Annotated in this window: 18 protein-coding genes; 8 read left to right on the forward strand and 10 right to left on the reverse strand. The window is 37.8% G+C overall.

Annotated features, from left to right (window positions below):
* Positions 1–3 precede the first annotated feature (3 nt).
* The 8 genes from spoVAE to LQ50_RS10230 form a co-directional block, all read right to left on the reverse strand.
* A complete protein-coding gene (gene spoVAE, locus LQ50_RS10195) occupies positions 4–357 on the reverse strand; it encodes a stage V sporulation protein AE (RefSeq protein WP_034628827.1) in 354 nt (117 codons plus the stop codon).
* Entirely contained in the window at positions 350–1,363 is a 1,014-nt protein-coding gene (gene spoVAD, locus LQ50_RS10200) for a stage V sporulation protein AD (RefSeq protein WP_034628829.1), read from the reverse strand. Before spoVAD ends, spoVAE begins: the two co-directional genes overlap by 8 nt.
* Before the next feature lie 14 nt (positions 1,364–1,377).
* Positions 1,378–1,842: a stage V sporulation protein AC gene (gene spoVAC, locus LQ50_RS10205; protein WP_034628830.1), complete on the reverse strand. Its 465-nt coding sequence runs from the start codon at positions 1,840–1,842 to the stop codon at positions 1,378–1,380.
* A gap of 181 nt (positions 1,843–2,023) precedes the next feature.
* A complete protein-coding gene (gene asnB / locus LQ50_RS10210; RefSeq protein ID WP_034628832.1) occupies positions 2,024–3,922 on the reverse strand; it encodes an asparagine synthase (glutamine-hydrolyzing) in 1,899 nt (632 codons plus the stop codon).
* Positions 3,923–4,157: 235 nt separating this feature from the next.
* On the reverse strand, positions 4,158–4,922 hold the full coding sequence (gene sigF, locus LQ50_RS10215; protein WP_034628833.1) for an RNA polymerase sporulation sigma factor SigF: 765 nt from the start codon (positions 4,920–4,922) through the stop codon (positions 4,158–4,160).
* A gap of 12 nt (positions 4,923–4,934) precedes the next feature.
* The gene (gene spoIIAB / locus LQ50_RS10220) at positions 4,935–5,375 is read right to left on the reverse strand and encodes an anti-sigma F factor (RefSeq protein ID WP_034628834.1); all 441 of its coding nucleotides are present in this window, start codon (positions 5,373–5,375) and stop codon (positions 4,935–4,937) included.
* A 3-nt stretch (positions 5,376–5,378) separates the two neighbouring features.
* Positions 5,379–5,729, reverse strand: a complete 351-nt coding sequence (spoIIAA, locus tag LQ50_RS10225; protein ID WP_034628836.1) for an anti-sigma F factor antagonist — start codon at positions 5,727–5,729, stop codon at positions 5,379–5,381.
* A gap of 164 nt (positions 5,730–5,893) precedes the next feature.
* Positions 5,894–7,057: a D-alanyl-D-alanine carboxypeptidase family protein gene (locus tag LQ50_RS10230; RefSeq protein ID WP_034628859.1), complete on the reverse strand. Its 1,164-nt coding sequence runs from the start codon at positions 7,055–7,057 to the stop codon at positions 5,894–5,896.
* Positions 7,058–7,277: 220 nt separating this feature from the next.
* On the opposite strand from LQ50_RS10230, the gene LQ50_RS10235 reads away from it, so the two are divergent.
* From LQ50_RS10235 to LQ50_RS10245, 3 genes are all read left to right on the forward strand, one after another.
* On the forward strand, positions 7,278–8,153 hold the full coding sequence (locus LQ50_RS10235; protein WP_034628837.1) for a hypothetical protein: 876 nt from the start codon (positions 7,278–7,280) through the stop codon (positions 8,151–8,153).
* A gap of 160 nt (positions 8,154–8,313) precedes the next feature.
* Positions 8,314–9,084, forward strand: coding sequence for a hypothetical protein (locus tag LQ50_RS10240; RefSeq protein WP_034628838.1), 771 nt, complete (start codon positions 8,314–8,316; stop codon positions 9,082–9,084).
* A gap of 153 nt (positions 9,085–9,237) precedes the next feature.
* Positions 9,238–10,029: an alpha/beta hydrolase family protein gene (locus tag LQ50_RS10245; RefSeq protein ID WP_052144686.1), complete on the forward strand. Its 792-nt coding sequence runs from the start codon at positions 9,238–9,240 to the stop codon at positions 10,027–10,029.
* 47 nt (positions 10,030–10,076) lie between these two features.
* On the opposite strand, the gene LQ50_RS10250 is transcribed toward LQ50_RS10245, so the two are convergent.
* Positions 10,077–10,280 (reverse strand): alpha/beta-type small acid-soluble spore protein, encoded by a 204-nt coding sequence (locus tag LQ50_RS10250; RefSeq protein ID WP_034628840.1) that lies wholly within the window; start codon positions 10,278–10,280, stop codon positions 10,077–10,079.
* A gap of 88 nt (positions 10,281–10,368) precedes the next feature.
* Positions 10,369–10,761 carry an SMU1112c/YaeR family gloxylase I-like metalloprotein gene (gloA2, locus tag LQ50_RS10255; protein WP_034628841.1) on the reverse strand — a complete coding sequence of 131 codons (393 nt, stop codon included), beginning with the start codon at positions 10,759–10,761 and terminating at the stop codon, positions 10,369–10,371.
* A 128-nt stretch (positions 10,762–10,889) separates the two neighbouring features.
* On the opposite strand from gloA2, the gene LQ50_RS10260 reads away from it, so the two are divergent.
* The 5 genes from LQ50_RS10260 (at position 10,890) to LQ50_RS10280 (ending at position 15,953) form a co-directional block, all read left to right on the forward strand.
* On the forward strand, positions 10,890–11,750 hold the full coding sequence (locus tag LQ50_RS10260; protein ID WP_034628842.1) for an MBL fold metallo-hydrolase: 861 nt from the start codon (positions 10,890–10,892) through the stop codon (positions 11,748–11,750).
* 166 nt (positions 11,751–11,916) lie between these two features.
* Positions 11,917–12,882, forward strand: a complete 966-nt coding sequence (locus tag LQ50_RS10265) for a D-2-hydroxyacid dehydrogenase (protein WP_034628844.1) — start codon at positions 11,917–11,919, stop codon at positions 12,880–12,882.
* Between the two features lie 129 nt (positions 12,883–13,011).
* Entirely contained in the window at positions 13,012–13,533 is a 522-nt protein-coding gene (locus tag LQ50_RS10270) for a CBO0543 family protein (RefSeq protein ID WP_034628845.1), read from the forward strand.
* 3 nt (positions 13,534–13,536) lie between these two features.
* A complete protein-coding gene (locus LQ50_RS10275; protein WP_034628846.1) occupies positions 13,537–14,001 on the forward strand; it encodes a CBO0543 family protein in 465 nt (154 codons plus the stop codon).
* Between the two features lie 134 nt (positions 14,002–14,135).
* Complete coding sequence (locus LQ50_RS10280) at positions 14,136–15,953, forward strand: dihydroorotate dehydrogenase (RefSeq protein WP_034628848.1); 1,818 nt, start codon at positions 14,136–14,138, stop codon at positions 15,951–15,953.
* The last annotated feature ends 36 nt before the right edge of the window (positions 15,954–15,989 follow it).

The raw sequence follows: 15,989 nt of genomic DNA on the forward strand, positions 1-15,989 counted from the left end.
TGCTCACCCCTTTGGTTTAAAGAAAATAGCTACTAAAAAGCTAAATAAAATCGTTGAAGAAATTCCAACCGATGTTACTTCAAAAACCCCCATACCAATTCCAAAAAATCCGTAACGGTCCCCTTCTGACATCGCACCATGAACAAGTGCATGTCCAAAGCTAGTAATAGGAACTGTTGCTCCAGCACCAGCAAAATCAATCAATCGATCATATAAATGAAATCCATCAAGCAAAGCTCCTGCTACTACTAGCGTGCTTAATGTATGAGTCGGGGATAATTTGCCAATATCCATTAGCATCTGCCCTATAAAACAGATAATTCCTCCTACGACAAAGGCTGCAAGATAATCAAACATGGTACTCCTCCCGTTCAAATGCAACCGCATGAGCAATGCTTGGAATGGATTCTTTTTGTTGAATCATTAGTGGACTTAAAAGTGCCCCTGTTGCCACAACAAGCATTCGCTTAATTCTTCCTTCTCGCATTTCTTTAAATAAATGTCCAAATGTAACAACAGCTGGACAAGCGGCTCCACTTCCACCTGAAAAAACTGGCTGCTCTTGATGATAAATCATTACGCCACAATCATCATACCGATCAAGTGTCAGTCCCTTATCTTGTATTAGCTTGCGTAAGATTCCACTTCCTACACGCGAAAGATCCCCTGTTACGATCACATCATAATAAGATGGTTCGCGTCGTGTCTCTTTTAAATGGGTAATGATTGTATCCGCTGCAGCCGGCGCCATCGCTGAACCCATATCAAATGGCTGTTTAATGCCATAATCCATAACCTTTCCTATCGTTGCATCTGTCACTTTAATGAAGGTCGGCTTCTTTCCAATGACGACAGCACCCGCTCCCGTAACAGTAAAGGTAGCTGAATCAGGACGTTGCCCAGCAAATTCAGTTGGGTATCGAAATTGGCGCTCAGCCGTTGCATTATGACTACTTACAGCAGTTAACGTTAAATCAGCTACACCTGTATCGACAAAAAGGGCCGCAAGTGCAATTCCTTCCATAACTGTTGCACAAGCAGCAAACAATCCAAAATAGGGGATATCGACTTCCCTTGCGTAATAATTTGATGTAACAATTTGATTGAGCAAATCACCAGCAAAAAAATAATCCATTTCGGAGCTTTTCTTCTCTGCCTGCTTTAATGCAACTTCTACTGCATCTTGCATTAACTGGCGCTCAGCTAATTCCCAATTTTCCGCTCCGGCATATAAATTATCATAGCTTACATCAAAGTAGGTTCCGAGGGGACCTTTTAACTCTTCAGGGCCGACTGCCGTTCCAGCCCCCTGCACGTATACAGGTTGATCAAAATGCCATGTTTGCTTCCCTCGTCTCTCCACTCAAAACACGCCCTTTACGAATTAATTAACATTTCAACAAGCAATCTTGTTAGCCCTACTAAATAAGCAGAAAGCACGCCAAACGCAATCACCGCACCAGTTAATTTGAACATATTTGCTCCAATACCAAATACTAATCCTTCACTTTTATGTTCTAGGGCTGCACTCGTCATAGCATTGGAAAATCCGGTCACGGGAACCAATGAACCTGCCCCAGCAAATTGTCCAAGCTTGTCGTAAATACCGAACCCTGTTGCTAACGCTGCCAATAAAATTAGCGTTGCTAACGTTGGACTCATCGCTTCTTCTTGAGTAATAGGTAAAAAAGTCATATAAATCCGACTAATCCCTTGTCCAATAGCGCAAATTAAGCCACCTATTAAGAAGGCTTTTACTCCATTTTTTAATACATGGCTTTTCGGTTGATAAAGCTTGATATTTTTTTGATACAATTTTTTTTGTTGTTCATCGATTGCCATACTTGTTTCCGCCTCCTAAATAACAATCGTTCCCCTCTTACAATAAATTAGCCAGATAATTGCACTGTATCGTTAGTATGACTGATGAAACGACATATCATTCTAGCAATGGCTTGTTTTTTAAGAAATGGTACAAAAAAACCGAACACGGAATTTTAATTTCCTTGTTCGGTCGATCCATTTAAATACTGATCTTCACACTTTCATCTTCGCTATTCCGTTCTTTTAACCAGTCTGTGTACTCGTATTTATGTTCCATATAAACTTGATGCCAAATCATAAATGATAAGACAGTCCAAAGCTTTCGACTACGATCTGCTTTACCTAAGCAATGTTCCTCATGGAGGTTGAGAACATACGCTTTATCTATATAAGCATCTGTCTCGCTTTCAGAAATTAGCTTCCTAACTTGGTCATACCACTCGTTTTTTAGCCAATGGCGAAGTGGAACTGGAAAACCTAGTTTTTTACGCATAAATACATGATCTGGTACAATTCCCTCAAAAGCCTTACGTAAAATGTATTTTGTTGTTCCATTCGTCGTTTTCCACTCTGCAGGGATATGAGAAGCTAGCTCAAACACTTCTTTATCTAAAAATGGTACACGTAATTCGAGTGAATGAGCCATCGTCATTTTATCAGCTTTTACTAAGATGTCTCCACGTAACCAAGTACATAAATCTAGATGTTGCATTCGATTGACCGTATGTTGATGCCTTGAGTACTCATAAATTTTTCTTGTAATTAATTCGTTTGAAAACTCATGATTGTAAGCAAAAAGAAGTTGTTTCTTTTCTGACTCTGAGAACATCTTTGCATTTCCAATATAACGTTCTTCTAAAGGGGTTGTCCCACGCTCGAGAAAACTTCTTCCTTTCATTCCTTCTGGAAGAATTCCTGCTAATTTCCGTAGTTTTTTCTTTAAAGGTGTTGGGACGTATTGAAAACAAGCTAGACTTTGCGGTTCACGGTAAATATTATAACCACCAAAAAGTTCATCGGCGCCTTCCCCTGATAAGACAACCTTCACCCTTTCGCTCGCTTCCTTAGCAACAAAATAAAGTGGAACACAAGCTGGATCTGCTAACGGATCATCCATATGCCACATAATTTTAGGTAATTCTTGCCAATACTCATTTGATGTGATCACTTTGCTATAATTTTTAACCTTAAGTTTATCCGCACTTTCTTGTGCGACATCCAATTCACTATATCCATCTTGGCCAAAACCTACTGAATATGTCTCTAGATCTGGTTTTATCTCTTTTGCAATGGATGCGATAATCGTAGAATCAATCCCCCCCGAAAGGAATGAGCCAACAGGTACATCACTTCGCATATGTTTTTCGACTGACTCATACATTGTTTCTCTGATTTGGGAAACCCACTCTTCCTCCGATTTGTTAACAGGGCTAAACATCGGTTTAAAATAAGATTTTATCATTGCCTTCTGTCCGATTTCCTTAACAAAATAATGCCCGGGTTCAAGCTTATAAATATGATTAGTAAGAGAATACGGTTCAGGAACATATTGAAAGGACAAATAATGATGGAGAGCTTGAGTATTAACTTCTGACAATTCATCCATTTCTAAGCTTTTCTTTTCTGAAGCAAATTTGAAACTGTCTTTTTCTTCTTTATAAAATAACGGTTTGATTCCAAAGTGATCACGTGCCGCAAACGCCTGCTTTTTGTGACTATCCCAAATGACAAAAGCAAACATTCCTCGCAAGTAATGAACCACTTGCTCACCCACCTCACTGTAAAGAGCAAGAATCACTTCTGTATCCGAATCTGTTTCAAAGTGCTTTCCTTTGGATAATAGATCTTGTTTTAATTCAACATAATTATATATCTCTCCATTAAATACAATCCAATAACGCCCATTCATATAGGAAAGAGGCTGATAACCACCCTCCAAATCAATAATGCTTAATCGACTGAATCCTAATTGTATATGGTCTCCATGCATATACCCTTCCTGGTCAGGTCCACGATGGGGGATCATACTGTTCATTTCTTTTAATTTATGATCACTTTTTTGAGGTTCATCAAAAATACAAGCTACAAAGCCACACATAATCTTGCACCTACTTTTCTTCTAAATGTACTTTTGTAGTATAAGATAAAACTACTACTCGTATTCATTTATTAGACGCGAGTCCATAAAGAAAGGATTCATTTTAGCATAAAATTTTTTTCCCTTGAATATACTAGTAAGTTTTTAATAACCAAATATAACGTAGCTTTAAAAGCATGAAAAAAGCGTTGAAAAGGAACCGCCTTCTCAACGCAAAACGTTCAATTTTCTATAACTAAACATCTCCCATTTCAAGCTTCATTTGTTCTAGAATTTTCTTTTCTAGTCTTGATACTTGAACTTGAGATATCCCTAATCTTGATGCAACCTCTGACTGTGTTTGATCTTTGTAATAACGGAGGTAAACGATTAGTCGTTCCCTTTCGTCAAGATCACGAATGGCTTCTTTTAGTGCAATCTTATCAAACCATTTTGTCTCGGTTTGATCAGCGATTTGGTCTAGCAACGTAATTGGGTCTCCATCATTTTCATAGACTGTTTCATGGATAGAAGAAAGAGATCTACTCGCTTCCCCTGCAAACACCACTTCTTCTGGTGTGATTTCTAATGCCTCAGCAATTTCATTCACTGTGGGAGTACGGCCTAACGATTTCGTCATTTCATCTTTCATTTTACGTATTTTATTTCCTAATTCCTTAATGGAACGACTGACTTTAACGGTTCCATCATCACGAAGAAAACGCTGAATTTCACCAATGATCATCGGCACGGCGTACGTAGAGAATTTCACGTCATATGATAAATCAAACTTATCTACTGACTTGATGAGCCCTATACAACCAATTTGAAACAAATCATCAGCTTCATAGCCGCGGTTCATAAAACGTTGAACGACAGACCAAACAAGTCTTGTGTTACGGTTAACAATTAAATCCCTAGCATCTTGGTCCCCATCCTGACTCCTCGCTATTAGCTCTTTTACCTCGGAATCAGAAAAATGTGCTTGCTTCTTCTTTTGTTGTTTTACCTCGACATCCATAGGCAAAACTCCTTAATTACACATAGCTTTGCTATTTGTAAGTGTTTTTTTTACAAAGACAGTCGTTCCAATCATCGGCTCAGATACAACTTGCAATTCATCCATGAAATTTTCCATAATCGTAAAACCCATACCCGAACGTTCAAGCTCTGGCTTTGTTGTAAAGAGAGGCTGGCGCGCTTCCTCAATGTCTTGAATACCCATACCCTCATCACGAATGGTAAGTTCTATCGTTCCATTATTAAGCGTACAATGAATATAGACCAGTCCATCCGGTTGATTATGATATCCATGAATGATCGCGTTGGTCACAGCTTCAGAAACAACCGTCTTAATCTCCGTCATCTCATCCATTGTTGGATCCAGTTGAGCGATAAATGCCCCTACTGTCACGCGTGCAAACGACTCGTTTTGGCTTTGGGCAGAGAACTTCAAATCCATTACATTTTGCATCGTTTAAGCCACCCCCAACGTTTGTAAAGCAAATTGTTCACTGTCTTCTAAGCGGATTATTTTAAACAATCCTGACATTTCAAACAAGCGTTTCACAGATGGAGATATCGCACAAACGACCATTTCCCCCCCATTAGCTTTCACTTGCTTGTATCTACCTAAAATCACACCTAAACCAGAACTATCCATGAATGATAATAACTCTAAATTTAGGACAATATGCTTTACTTTGCCGTCAGCGAGTACTTGTTCAACTTGCCCTCGTAACTCCTCTGCCGTATGGTGGTCAAGCTCGCCCTGTAACCTTACGAGTAACACACTTCCTTTTTGCTCCAAATCAATTTGCAAACTCATTTCAATCACTCCCTCTAGTTCACTCAAATAAGTATGAGTCTTCATAGTGAATGTTGTACAGCTATCCACTATAGGTCTTTGCTAGAGAGAATTCGCCTTTTTCCCTTGCGCTTCCTGCAAGGTGACAAAACTAGTCTTTATTCGTAAAAAGTTGTCAAAAGAAATTATGCAGCTCCAAATTTCGCTAGCGTCCGTTTAAATAATTTCCACCAAGAAGCTTCAATTACATCGTCTCCAGCAACTAAAGGCGTTTCACTTAATATCTCGCCTTCTTTCTCAATAAAGAGCGTACCAATTACGTCCCCCTTTTTGATTGGTGCACGTAAATTTGCCTCAATTTCTAGACGTTCTGTTACATCGTCTATCTTCACTCCTCTTTTCGTTAGGATTGAAACAGATTCAGAAGTGACAACAGGGATTTGGTCTTTATCCCCTTTACTTACCTCAACATCAGCTAATACGTGTTCACGATCATAAAGTTTATGTGCTTGAAACTGGCTAAAGGCATAATCAAGCATCGATGTAATTTGAGCATTTCGTTCTTTCGGAGATGGTGCCCCCATAATAACCGTAATGACTCGCATTCCATTTTTCTCAGCCGTGGCCGTTAAACAATACATAGCCTCACGGGTATAACCTGTTTTTAATCCATCAACACCAGGGTAAAACTTAACTAATTTATTTGTATTTACAAGCCAAAATTTATCATCTTCTGAGTCAGCTCGTAAATAATCTTCATAAATACCTGTAAATTTCGTTATATCATCATACTTAAGGAGCTCCTTTGAAATCATCGCTAAATCATAGGCAGTTGTATAGTGGTTTTCCGCTGGAAGACCATTTGTATTAACGAAATTTGTATTTTCAAGTCCCAACTCTTTTGCTTTTTCATTCATCATGACAACAAATTCTTCCTCGGTTCCAGCTAAATGTTCAGCCATTGCAACCGATGCGTCATTTGCTGAAGCAACCGCGATAGCCTTTAACATGTCTTCCACGCTCATTTCCTCACCAGGCTCTAAGAAAATTTGAGAACCTCCCATGGAAGCTGCGTACTCACTTGTACGAACTTTATCATCATAAGCAATAGCTTCTTTATCAATAGCTTCCATAATCAAGAGCATCGTCATGATCTTCGTCATACTTGCAGGTGGAAGCTTTTCATGACTATTTTTGTCAAAAATCACTTCCCCCGTATCACGCTCAATGACAATTGCTGAAGAAGCATTCTCCGCTAATTTTGCTTGTTTTTCTTCAGCGCTTGCCAACGGTGCTATCAAACTTAAAACTAGGCATACGCTTAACATACTGGATAGAACTTTCCTCATCTCCATCCGACCTCCATCTCATATTCGTAGTCGTCCTCAGGCGTATTAACCATTTCCATAAGAGGAAACTCCACCCAAGTTGGCTACCCCCCATTTTTCCCAATCTCGTTGTATTTATACATTTTTCTAGAGTTTTTATGGACACTTTCTGAAAGCTAGCGAACTGCAAAAGCGTATGATAGGATAAGAGAAACTCCAAGAAAAGGAATTGATTTAGTAAATGATTTATTTTTACATTCCAATTATCATTTTTATCATTGGCCTTATTGGAACGTGGAAAAAAGAAAGTAAAGGGAAATTTATGATAGCCTTACTCGTCCAGGTTGGGTTTTTAACGTTTATTATTCAGCACTATATTTCTTATTCTGCTTTCTTATTTGGTGTATTGTCTCTTTTTACTGGTTTGATAGCCTACTACTTTACACATGAGTCAAAAGAGCAGCGCATCCGTTATACCGGTCTTATGATTGCTGTGATGATCGGAAGTTATTACACCTACACATCGCTATTAGCTCCAGAAGGTATCTCAGTCCAAGAAGTAGAAAAAGCCTATTATGATTATGTAGAGGTTATTAGTGAGGTACCAAAAGAAGAAGATAAGAGTTGGGTTGCGGAGTGGGGACAAGCTCATTATCATTATTTCATACTATTAGATGAATTTTATCTCCATCAAACCTATACGAACAGACTATTAGGGTTTGACTTTATCGCAACAGAGGAAGAATTGGAACATATTGAAGAGCTTGATGAATCGAAGAATAAACAACACGACAAGACAATTGAAACAATTTTTCAAAACTTTTATAACACGACTCCTTTTTTATCCCTCATTGACAATGTACACAACAATGATTGCTACGAAGGAAATGACGTCACTGTCTGTAAAGAAAATGATCATTTCAACGTTGTCTTACATGGGAATACATATGCAGACCACCGTTCACCAAACACCTCTTTTTTATTATCAGCATATTTCTTAATACACAATGGCGAAAATGATTACTATGTACCTTATGACCAAATAAGTTATAGCTCAGAGTTTTTATCATGGGAATATGAAGGAGATACCTTTATAATAGAAGACGGCTCTAGATAAGGAGCTTAACATTATACTAAAGGAATGATTCATTATTTTACATTACTTACAAATAGGCTTTATCTTGATAGCCCTACTCTATTTCTGGTATGTGACAATCACCAAAAGATTGTGGAAATTTGCCGTTTTTTTGACCTTGTTAACACTTGGGGGATTAGGCATGTTTTTTGAAGCCTATCTTTCTTACCCTTTGTTCCTTATTAGTTTGCTTATATCCATTGTTGCCTATATCGGTTTGTTTTTTATTATCAAAAAGGAAAATCGTCTTAAATATGTAACTGTTCTATTAATAGGAATCGTATATATATTTATATATATTTCGTTAATTCCTGAGCCATTTGTCCGTTCACTTGATGATGTAAAGAACGCTTATCATACATACACCGAGTCAGCTTCTAATATACCTGAATCCGAAATAGATGATTCATCGTGGCTTTCTACATGGGATCGAGCTTACTCGACACTTGAAACAGAAATGTTCCTTTTCTATACAGAAGAAAGTTATTTTGACCGTTTTTTCCGCGCTGAATTTTTGCCTAGTTCAGAAGAATTGACTGAATATACAACGCTTAAGCAACAAGTTCAAAGAGAACATATGGAACATGTTGAGAAAGCTTTAAACGCAGTCTATGGTGCATATCCTCTCCACTCTCATTTCAACATGTTAAAAGAGAACGAATGTGTCGAACACATCGAGGTAATGATTTGTAAAAATGACAGCCATTTTACGATTGAGTTAGAAGAAACAGTTATAGCTGATCCACACAGGCTTCAGTCTTACTATGTTTTTAAAGATGTATTGTTACTCATCGGTCAGTCGTCTAATTACTTTTTACCAAAGGATAAAATGGACTATACAAATACATCACTTGAAGCTAGGTATGATGATTGGACTTACACAATAAATGGAGATATTCAATTTGAAGATTAAAATAGCTATACGGTTTGTCTCAACATTTTTTGAGGCAAACTTTTTTTAAATAATAAACACATACAATTCCGATCTTTTTAGTATATTTTGATTGAGATCAGCATCCTCTTCCTTTATACTTTCCTATTATAAGACTTTAAAGAGGTGTCTAAAATGACGACTAAAGCAATTCGGTTCCATTCTAATACGTTATCGGCTGTTATACATAAACCAGAGCCAGATATACACCCTTCCCCGACCATTATTTTTGTACATGGGTTTATAGGAAGCAAAGTCGGTGAACATCGAATGTTTGTAAAAGCTGCTAATTACTTCTCTAATAAAGGCTTTGTTTGTTTTCGATTTGACTTTAGTGGTTGCGGGGAAAGTGAGGGAGATTATAAAGACGTCACAGTTTCCAAGCAAATTGATGAACTAAAATCAGCTATTCATTACGTATCACAAATGAAAGAAGTAGAAATTAATAACATCATTATGATTGGGCATAGTCTTGGTGGGGCATTAACTGCGCTAACGTCCTACCAATTCCCTTTTATCAAAGACATTATTCTATGGTCACCTGTTGCTAATCCTTATGTTGACATTACTTCAATTACGGGGAAAGACGCGGAACAAATTGCTCAAATAAATGGTTATTTCGATTATAAAGGGTTTTTGTTAAGCAAGTCTTTTTTTAATGATTTAAAAAGCCATCAGCCTTTAAACACAATTCAATCATTTCCTGGCTCCGTTTTTGTCGTTCATGGAACAAATGATGAAGATATTCCCTGCCAGCATGCAGAAAGCTATATGCAAGCCCTTAATCAAGTAGAGAACCAAAAGATCGGCTGTAGCTTCATTAATGGTGCTGATCATACATTCTCCGATACAAAATGGGAATATGAACTTTTTAACAGGTCTTTTGATTGGCTTCAACTAGTAAAGTATGAAAGAACCCCGTCTTGATGACGGGGTTCCAAAATGATTACATTTGTGGGCTAGGGTAAGTTTAATTAAAACTGTGAACCGCCAAGTTGTTGCTCAGCTTGTTGAACTAGACGTTTGGTGATCTCACCGCCAACAGAACCGTTTGCACGTGCAGTGGCATCTGCGCCAAGTTGTACACCAAATTCAGAAGCAATTTCATACTTCATTTGATCTAGAGCTTGTTCAACTCCAGGTACTAATAATTGGTTACTACTATTGTTGCTTGCCATTTTTAGTTCACCTCGCTTTGTTCGTTTTCAGTAACTATTGTGTGTAGATCACATTAACTTATACAACTCCTTTGTTGGTAAAGTTTGTTTATAAGTAGGTATTGGTTTCATAGAGCTCTAAAGGCAATCCATCTGGGTCTGAAAAGAAAGTGAATTTTTTACCAGTAGCCTCATCCGTTCGTATAGGCTCTACTACGACCTTTTGCTTCTCTAACCAATTTACACACACTTGGACATCCTCTACTGCAAAAGCAAGATGCCTTAATCCCCTAGCCTCAGGGTAGCTTGACCTCTCTGGTGATTCAGGAAATGAAAACAGTTCAATTTGACTGTTCCCCATTTCAAGATCTAATTTATAAGAGTTTCGCTCACTTCGATAGGTTTCATTAATAATTTTCAAGCCCAAAATATTCACATAAAAATGCTTTGATTTCTTATAGTCGGAACAAATGATAGCTACATGATGAATGTATTTAAACAATTAAAACGTCCTCCTAAAACTTTATACTCAAGTATACCATTTACTCATCAGATTTTAGATTACATAAAACTTACGAAAGGTAAAAAACTAATATCGTTTAAATTGAAGTTATTAGGAGGTTTTTTTACGTGGAGCAGCAAATGCATTATAGCGAAGATAATAAATTTATACCGATTACTTCCGTCACAAATGGTGTCATTCAAGAAGTCGCCCCACAAGTCTATTGTTTACCTGTTCAAGTGGTAAATGTCTGTTTTGTTGGAAACCCAGCGAAAGAAAACGAGTGGGTCTTAGTTGATGCTGGCATGCCCAAATCTGCAGATAACATTCTCAATGCTCTAAAAGAAAAATTTGGTTCCGTGCACACGCCTCGTGCCATTGTCTTAACACATGGGCACTTCGATCACGTTGGAGCCATAGTTGAGTTAGCAGAAAAATGGGATGTTCCGATTTATGCGCATTCAGCAGAGTTTCCATATTTAACTGGTGAAAAAAGTTACCCGGAACCAGATACAAGTGTGGAAGGCGGGTTAATTGCTAAAATGTCATCCTTTTTTCCAAATGGACCGACACAACTTGGTCGTCGCCTAAAAGAATTACCTAAGGATCACCGTATTCCCGAAATGCCTGGCTGGCGTTGGATTCATACACCTGGACATACGCCTGGACACTGTTCATTTATTAGAATTGAGGACAATACATTAATTGCTGGCGATGCGTTTGTAACAGTGAAACAAGACTCACTTTACAAAGTACTCACTCAAGAGAAAGAAATTAATGGTCCACCGCGCTATTTAACAACAGATTGGGAAGCCGCATGGGAATCTGTCGGCATCTTAAAGCATCTTGAGCCGACTGTTGCTGTTACCGGTCATGGCCTGCCAATGTACGGCGAAGAACTAACACAAAGCCTTGATAATCTTGCTGCAAATTTTGATAAGCTAGCGATTCCTGACTACGGGCGTTTTGTCGACCCAAACATTAATTAATTCCATTTGAAATGAAAATTGGCGGCCGCTTTGAAATTGTCGTAACTGACTTACTTTAAATCGGTCGCCCTTTTACAAGTAAAAGAAGTTGCAATCATCTTTTGTCTCATTTTACGTAACTTTCTGATAATATAATAGGTATAGAACTCATCAGGAGGAGAATAAAATGACAAAAAGAAAATTGATCATTACACAAAATCTTGAAGACACTTATGTTGAACAATTAAAGTCAATGGTACCTGAATGGGACATCCTAATTGGGAAGGATCGTTCGATTTGGGCCGAACATATTAAAGATGCTGAAATCATCGCTGGGTGGAAATCAGAAGTGAAGGATCTTCTACTTGAACAAGAACAAACACCTCTAAAGTGGATCCAAACTTGGTCTGCTGGTGTGAATCATCTTCCTCTATCCTCATTTCAATCGAGAGAAGTTCAGATAACAAGTGCAAATGGAGTTCATGCCTATCCTATTTCAGAAACCATCTTTGCACTGATGCTTGGCCTAACGAGAAAAATACATACCTATGTAAAAAATCAACAATCGAAAACATGGCACCATGAGAACATGAAGCTAGAAATCCATAATAAAACAATTGGGATCATTGGGGTTGGTGCGATTGGTGAAGAAACGGCAAAGATTGCTAAAGCATTCGGAATGCATGTAATCGGCATTCGGCATTCAGGAAAGCCATCTTCTTATGTCGATGACATGTATACACCAAATCAATTAAACCACATTCTGCCTAAGTGTGATTATGTTGTCATTACATTACCCCTTACAGCAAAGACTTATCATTTATTTAGTGCTGAGCAGTTTAAAGTAATGAAACCAAGTGCTTTCCTTATTAATATTGGCCGTGGGGAAATTGTTGTGGAAGATGATTTATTAGTTGCACTCGAAAAAGGAGAGCTTGCTGGTGCTGGGTTAGATGTATTTGAACAGGAACCTCTCCCAGAAGAATCCAAGCTTTGGAATCACGATAATGTAATTGTTACCCCGCATACGGCAGGATCCACTGAGTATTATGATCACCGTGTAATGAATGACATTTTTATTCCAAATTTAAAAAACTACATTGCTAATCAACCTTTATCTGTCAATCTTGTTAATTATAAAAAAGGCTATTGATTTTGGGACACTGACAAGGACTTTCATTGCCTTGTCAGTGTCCTTTTCTCTACTTATTTATGTATGAATTGCCTGTTCTTAACAAACAGTATTATTAGAACAAAATATAAAGAGGACAGGGTTGGTCACATGCATCTAATAATGGCGATCATTGTTATTATTGCTGTTTGGTGGAAAAAAGACTACAAAAACTGGGAAAAGTACCATACGACGATGCTTTATTTTGCTGTAATTAATTTAACATATAATTTTTTATGCTCTAATTATTTTTTATGGAAATTCGACCCTGACCTTCTGATAAACCATTCTATAACAGAAATGTTATATACCTTAATTGTTTTTCCTGGCACAGTTTTAATGTTTCTAACACATTATCCACCTACATTCAAAAAACGAATTCTTTATAACCTTTTATGGATTGCATTGTATATTGGAATTGAAGGTGTGTATTTGCTTGTAGGCAAGATCTATTATCAACATGGTTGGTCAATTCAATGGTCTATCGTCCTTGTTGCTATTATGTTTCCAATGTTGCGACTACATCACAAACGCCCTATTTTTGCTTACCTACTATCCGTTTTTATTACAGCATTTTTCATGTGGTATTTTGAAGTACCTTTAGGTGTTCCAATCGAAGAAAGGAGTGGTTAGGATATGGAAAAGACTATTTTACGAGGCATGTTAATGCTTGCATTGCTATGGCTCCCTTTTACTTTCCGTGGGAGAGGTAGTAAAGACTCGGCGATTGCCTTTTTCTTTACTGGGTATATTGCATCCTTTCTTTCAAGACTTGTCATACATTCTGGAAAAGTAAAACATCCTGTTCGTTTGTTGCCTGCTTATTTCCGAACAAATATTGTTTATGAGTACCTCATTTTGCCATTAATAACCGTGTGGTTTAATAAAACAACCAAAAGATCAACTCTACCAATGATTATCTTTCAATCCTTTCTATATAGTGCTGTCCACACGATCATAGAAAGGATCCTTGAACAGAAAACAAACTTCATAAAGTGGAAAGATTGGAGTGCTTTTGATACCTTCTTTTCTATCTCTCTAACACTTGTAAGTAGTAGAGGTTTCGTTGCTATGTTCAGCAATCTAACACAAAAAAGGTAGTTAATAGAGGGTGTTTCAACAGGGAGGGTTTTGAACACCCCTTCATTTATCAATTCTTTAACTTAAACTTTAGAAAATAGTCGCTGCACCTGCTACAATAGTAATGACTATTCATCCAAATGGGAGGAATCTAAATGCCGGATTGGTCCTACCATGTGTTATTTAAACCAATACTCTCAAAACTTTCAGCTAGCACGTCTCGAGAATTTATTCATAAAAATATGAACCGCATTGCTACCACTCCTGGTGGCAAACAAGTGATACACTTTTTAGGAAGAGAAGAATCTTCACAGCTATTAAAGAAAAACATTGGACAAATTGAATTTGAAAACTCCATTGGCTTATCTTATAAAATTGACCCTAACTTATCAGGAACGCAAGCTTTTGCCAATCTAGGCTTTGGCTTTATCGAGGTTGGCCCAGTAAGCAAAAAACCTATCTCCAATCAAAAAGATCCAATCATTCACCATTTAGAACAACGAATTGATTTCAGTGAATCCACTCCAACCTTAAGTGTAGAGCAAACAATAACGAAACTAAGAAAACACAGCGTTAATAAGCCTATATTCATTCGGTTGTCTGGAATCGATCAATATTTTGAAGAAATCACTAGCGACTTAGCTCCATTTACTGATGGTTTCATTATAGATCTGACAAATCACTCTCTAATTGACACTGACCTTCTTAAATTGGCTAATACCTCGAGCAAATCAACCTTTCTTTCTATAAGAGAAAATCAACTTAACGACTTGCCGTTGTCTTTGATTGAAAATAATTTTTCAGGCCTTGTTCTAGAGGAAGGGAGTCAACAAAAAAACGAGGAAACTCTTTCTTCACACATAAAAATAATAAAATTTTTGCGAAAACATCATTTTACATTGCCGATTATCACTGTTGGAGGGATTTTACAACCTAGAGATGCATTACGGTTATTACATGCTGGCTCAGACTTTCTCCTTTTGTCTCACGGTTACGTATTTTCTGGTCCGGGACTTCCAAAGAGAATTAAAGAGGCTCAGCTTGATGAGATTAAAGTAGCTCCTGTATCTTATCAAGGCTGGGGTTGGTATTGGCTTTTTGGTTTCTTTATTATGATTGGAGGGATCCTTGCCCTAATTCTTAGTATGACGACAATCATTCTACCTTACGATGAGCATTTTTTAGGGATGCCCCGTGAATCCATTTATTATTTCAACGAACGCATTCTATTTTTTATGGCTCACGACCGAATGACGCTTGCCGGAACAATGGTTTCAGGTGGGATCATTTATATGTTTTTAGCTAGATATGGCATTCGTAATGGTTTGCTTTGGGCCAAACAGGCAACGGATATGGCCGCTATTATTGGATTCTTAGGAATTTTCCTTTTTATTGGCTACGGTTATTTTGATTGGCTTCACTTGCTTTTTTGGCTTGTGTTGCTGCCATTCTATTGCATCGGCTACTTTAAAACAACTAGATTAAGAGGAACACCCTCCTCTAAGAATCGAGACAACGATCACTATTGGAGAAAAAGCTTATTCGGGCAATTTTGCTTTGTTGTACTCGGCTTCTCTTTCATTATCGGTGGTATGATCATCTCCTATATTGGGATCACGAGTGTATTTGTTCCTACAGATTTACTCTACCTATGCATGCCAGCTGATATGCTTCAATCGTTTAACGAACGGCTCATTCCTGTCATAGCTCATGATCGAGCCGGTTTTGGAAGTGCACTCTTAAGTGTGGGTATCCTTGTATTAACGGTTGCTCTGTGGGGGTTTCACCAAGGCAACCGTTGGGTATGGTGGCTGTTATTGATTGGAGGAATTCCAGCATTTTTTAGCGGAATCTTTGTTCATTTTGCCATTGGTTATACAACCTTTATTCACTTGCTACCGGCATACTTTGCGTTTTCCCTTTACCTTTTTGGCCTCTTCTTTTCTTATCGCTTCTTCCATCTAAAAAAGTAATTTAAAAGGGCACGAAATAGGTAAATACGACCTTGT

The sequence above is a fragment of the Halalkalibacter okhensis genome, from assembly GCF_000787375.1.
Classification (GTDB): Bacteria; Bacillota; Bacilli; order Bacillales; family Bacillaceae_D; genus Halalkalibacter; species Halalkalibacter okhensis.

Bases quoted from the DNA above. Each gene is read 5' to 3' on its own strand.
- spoVAE (WP_034628827.1), bottom strand. From the start codon at position 357: ATGTTTGATTATCTTGCAGCCTTTGTCGTAGGAGGAATTATCTGTTTT.
- spoVAC (WP_034628830.1), bottom strand. From the start codon at position 1,842: ATGGCAATCGATGAACAACAAAAAAAATTGTATCAAAAAAATATCAAG.
- asnB (WP_034628832.1), bottom strand. From the start codon at position 3,922: ATGTGTGGCTTTGTAGCTTGTATTTTTGATGAACCTCAAAAAAGTGAT.
- sigF (WP_034628833.1), bottom strand. From the start codon at position 4,922: ATGGATGTCGAGGTAAAACAACAAAAGAAGAAGCAAGCACATTTTTCT.
- spoIIAB (WP_034628834.1), bottom strand. From the start codon at position 5,375: ATGCAAAATGTAATGGATTTGAAGTTCTCTGCCCAAAGCCAAAACGAG.
- spoIIAA (WP_034628836.1), bottom strand. From the start codon at position 5,729: ATGAGTTTGCAAATTGATTTGGAGCAAAAAGGAAGTGTGTTACTCGTA.
- LQ50_RS10230 (WP_034628859.1), bottom strand. From the start codon at position 7,057: ATGAGGAAAGTTCTATCCAGTATGTTAAGCGTATGCCTAGTTTTAAGT.
- LQ50_RS10235 (WP_034628837.1), top strand. From the start codon at position 7,278: ATGATTTATTTTTACATTCCAATTATCATTTTTATCATTGGCCTTATT.
- LQ50_RS10240 (WP_034628838.1), top strand. From the start codon at position 8,314: ATGTTTTTTGAAGCCTATCTTTCTTACCCTTTGTTCCTTATTAGTTTG.
- LQ50_RS10245 (WP_052144686.1), top strand. From the start codon at position 9,238: ATGACGACTAAAGCAATTCGGTTCCATTCTAATACGTTATCGGCTGTT.
- LQ50_RS10250 (WP_034628840.1), bottom strand. From the start codon at position 10,280: ATGGCAAGCAACAATAGTAGTAACCAATTATTAGTACCTGGAGTTGAA.
- LQ50_RS10265 (WP_034628844.1), top strand. From the start codon at position 11,917: ATGACAAAAAGAAAATTGATCATTACACAAAATCTTGAAGACACTTAT.
- LQ50_RS10270 (WP_034628845.1), top strand. From the start codon at position 13,012: ATGCATCTAATAATGGCGATCATTGTTATTATTGCTGTTTGGTGGAAA.
- LQ50_RS10275 (WP_034628846.1), top strand. From the start codon at position 13,537: ATGGAAAAGACTATTTTACGAGGCATGTTAATGCTTGCATTGCTATGG.
- LQ50_RS10280 (WP_034628848.1), top strand. From the start codon at position 14,136: ATGCCGGATTGGTCCTACCATGTGTTATTTAAACCAATACTCTCAAAA.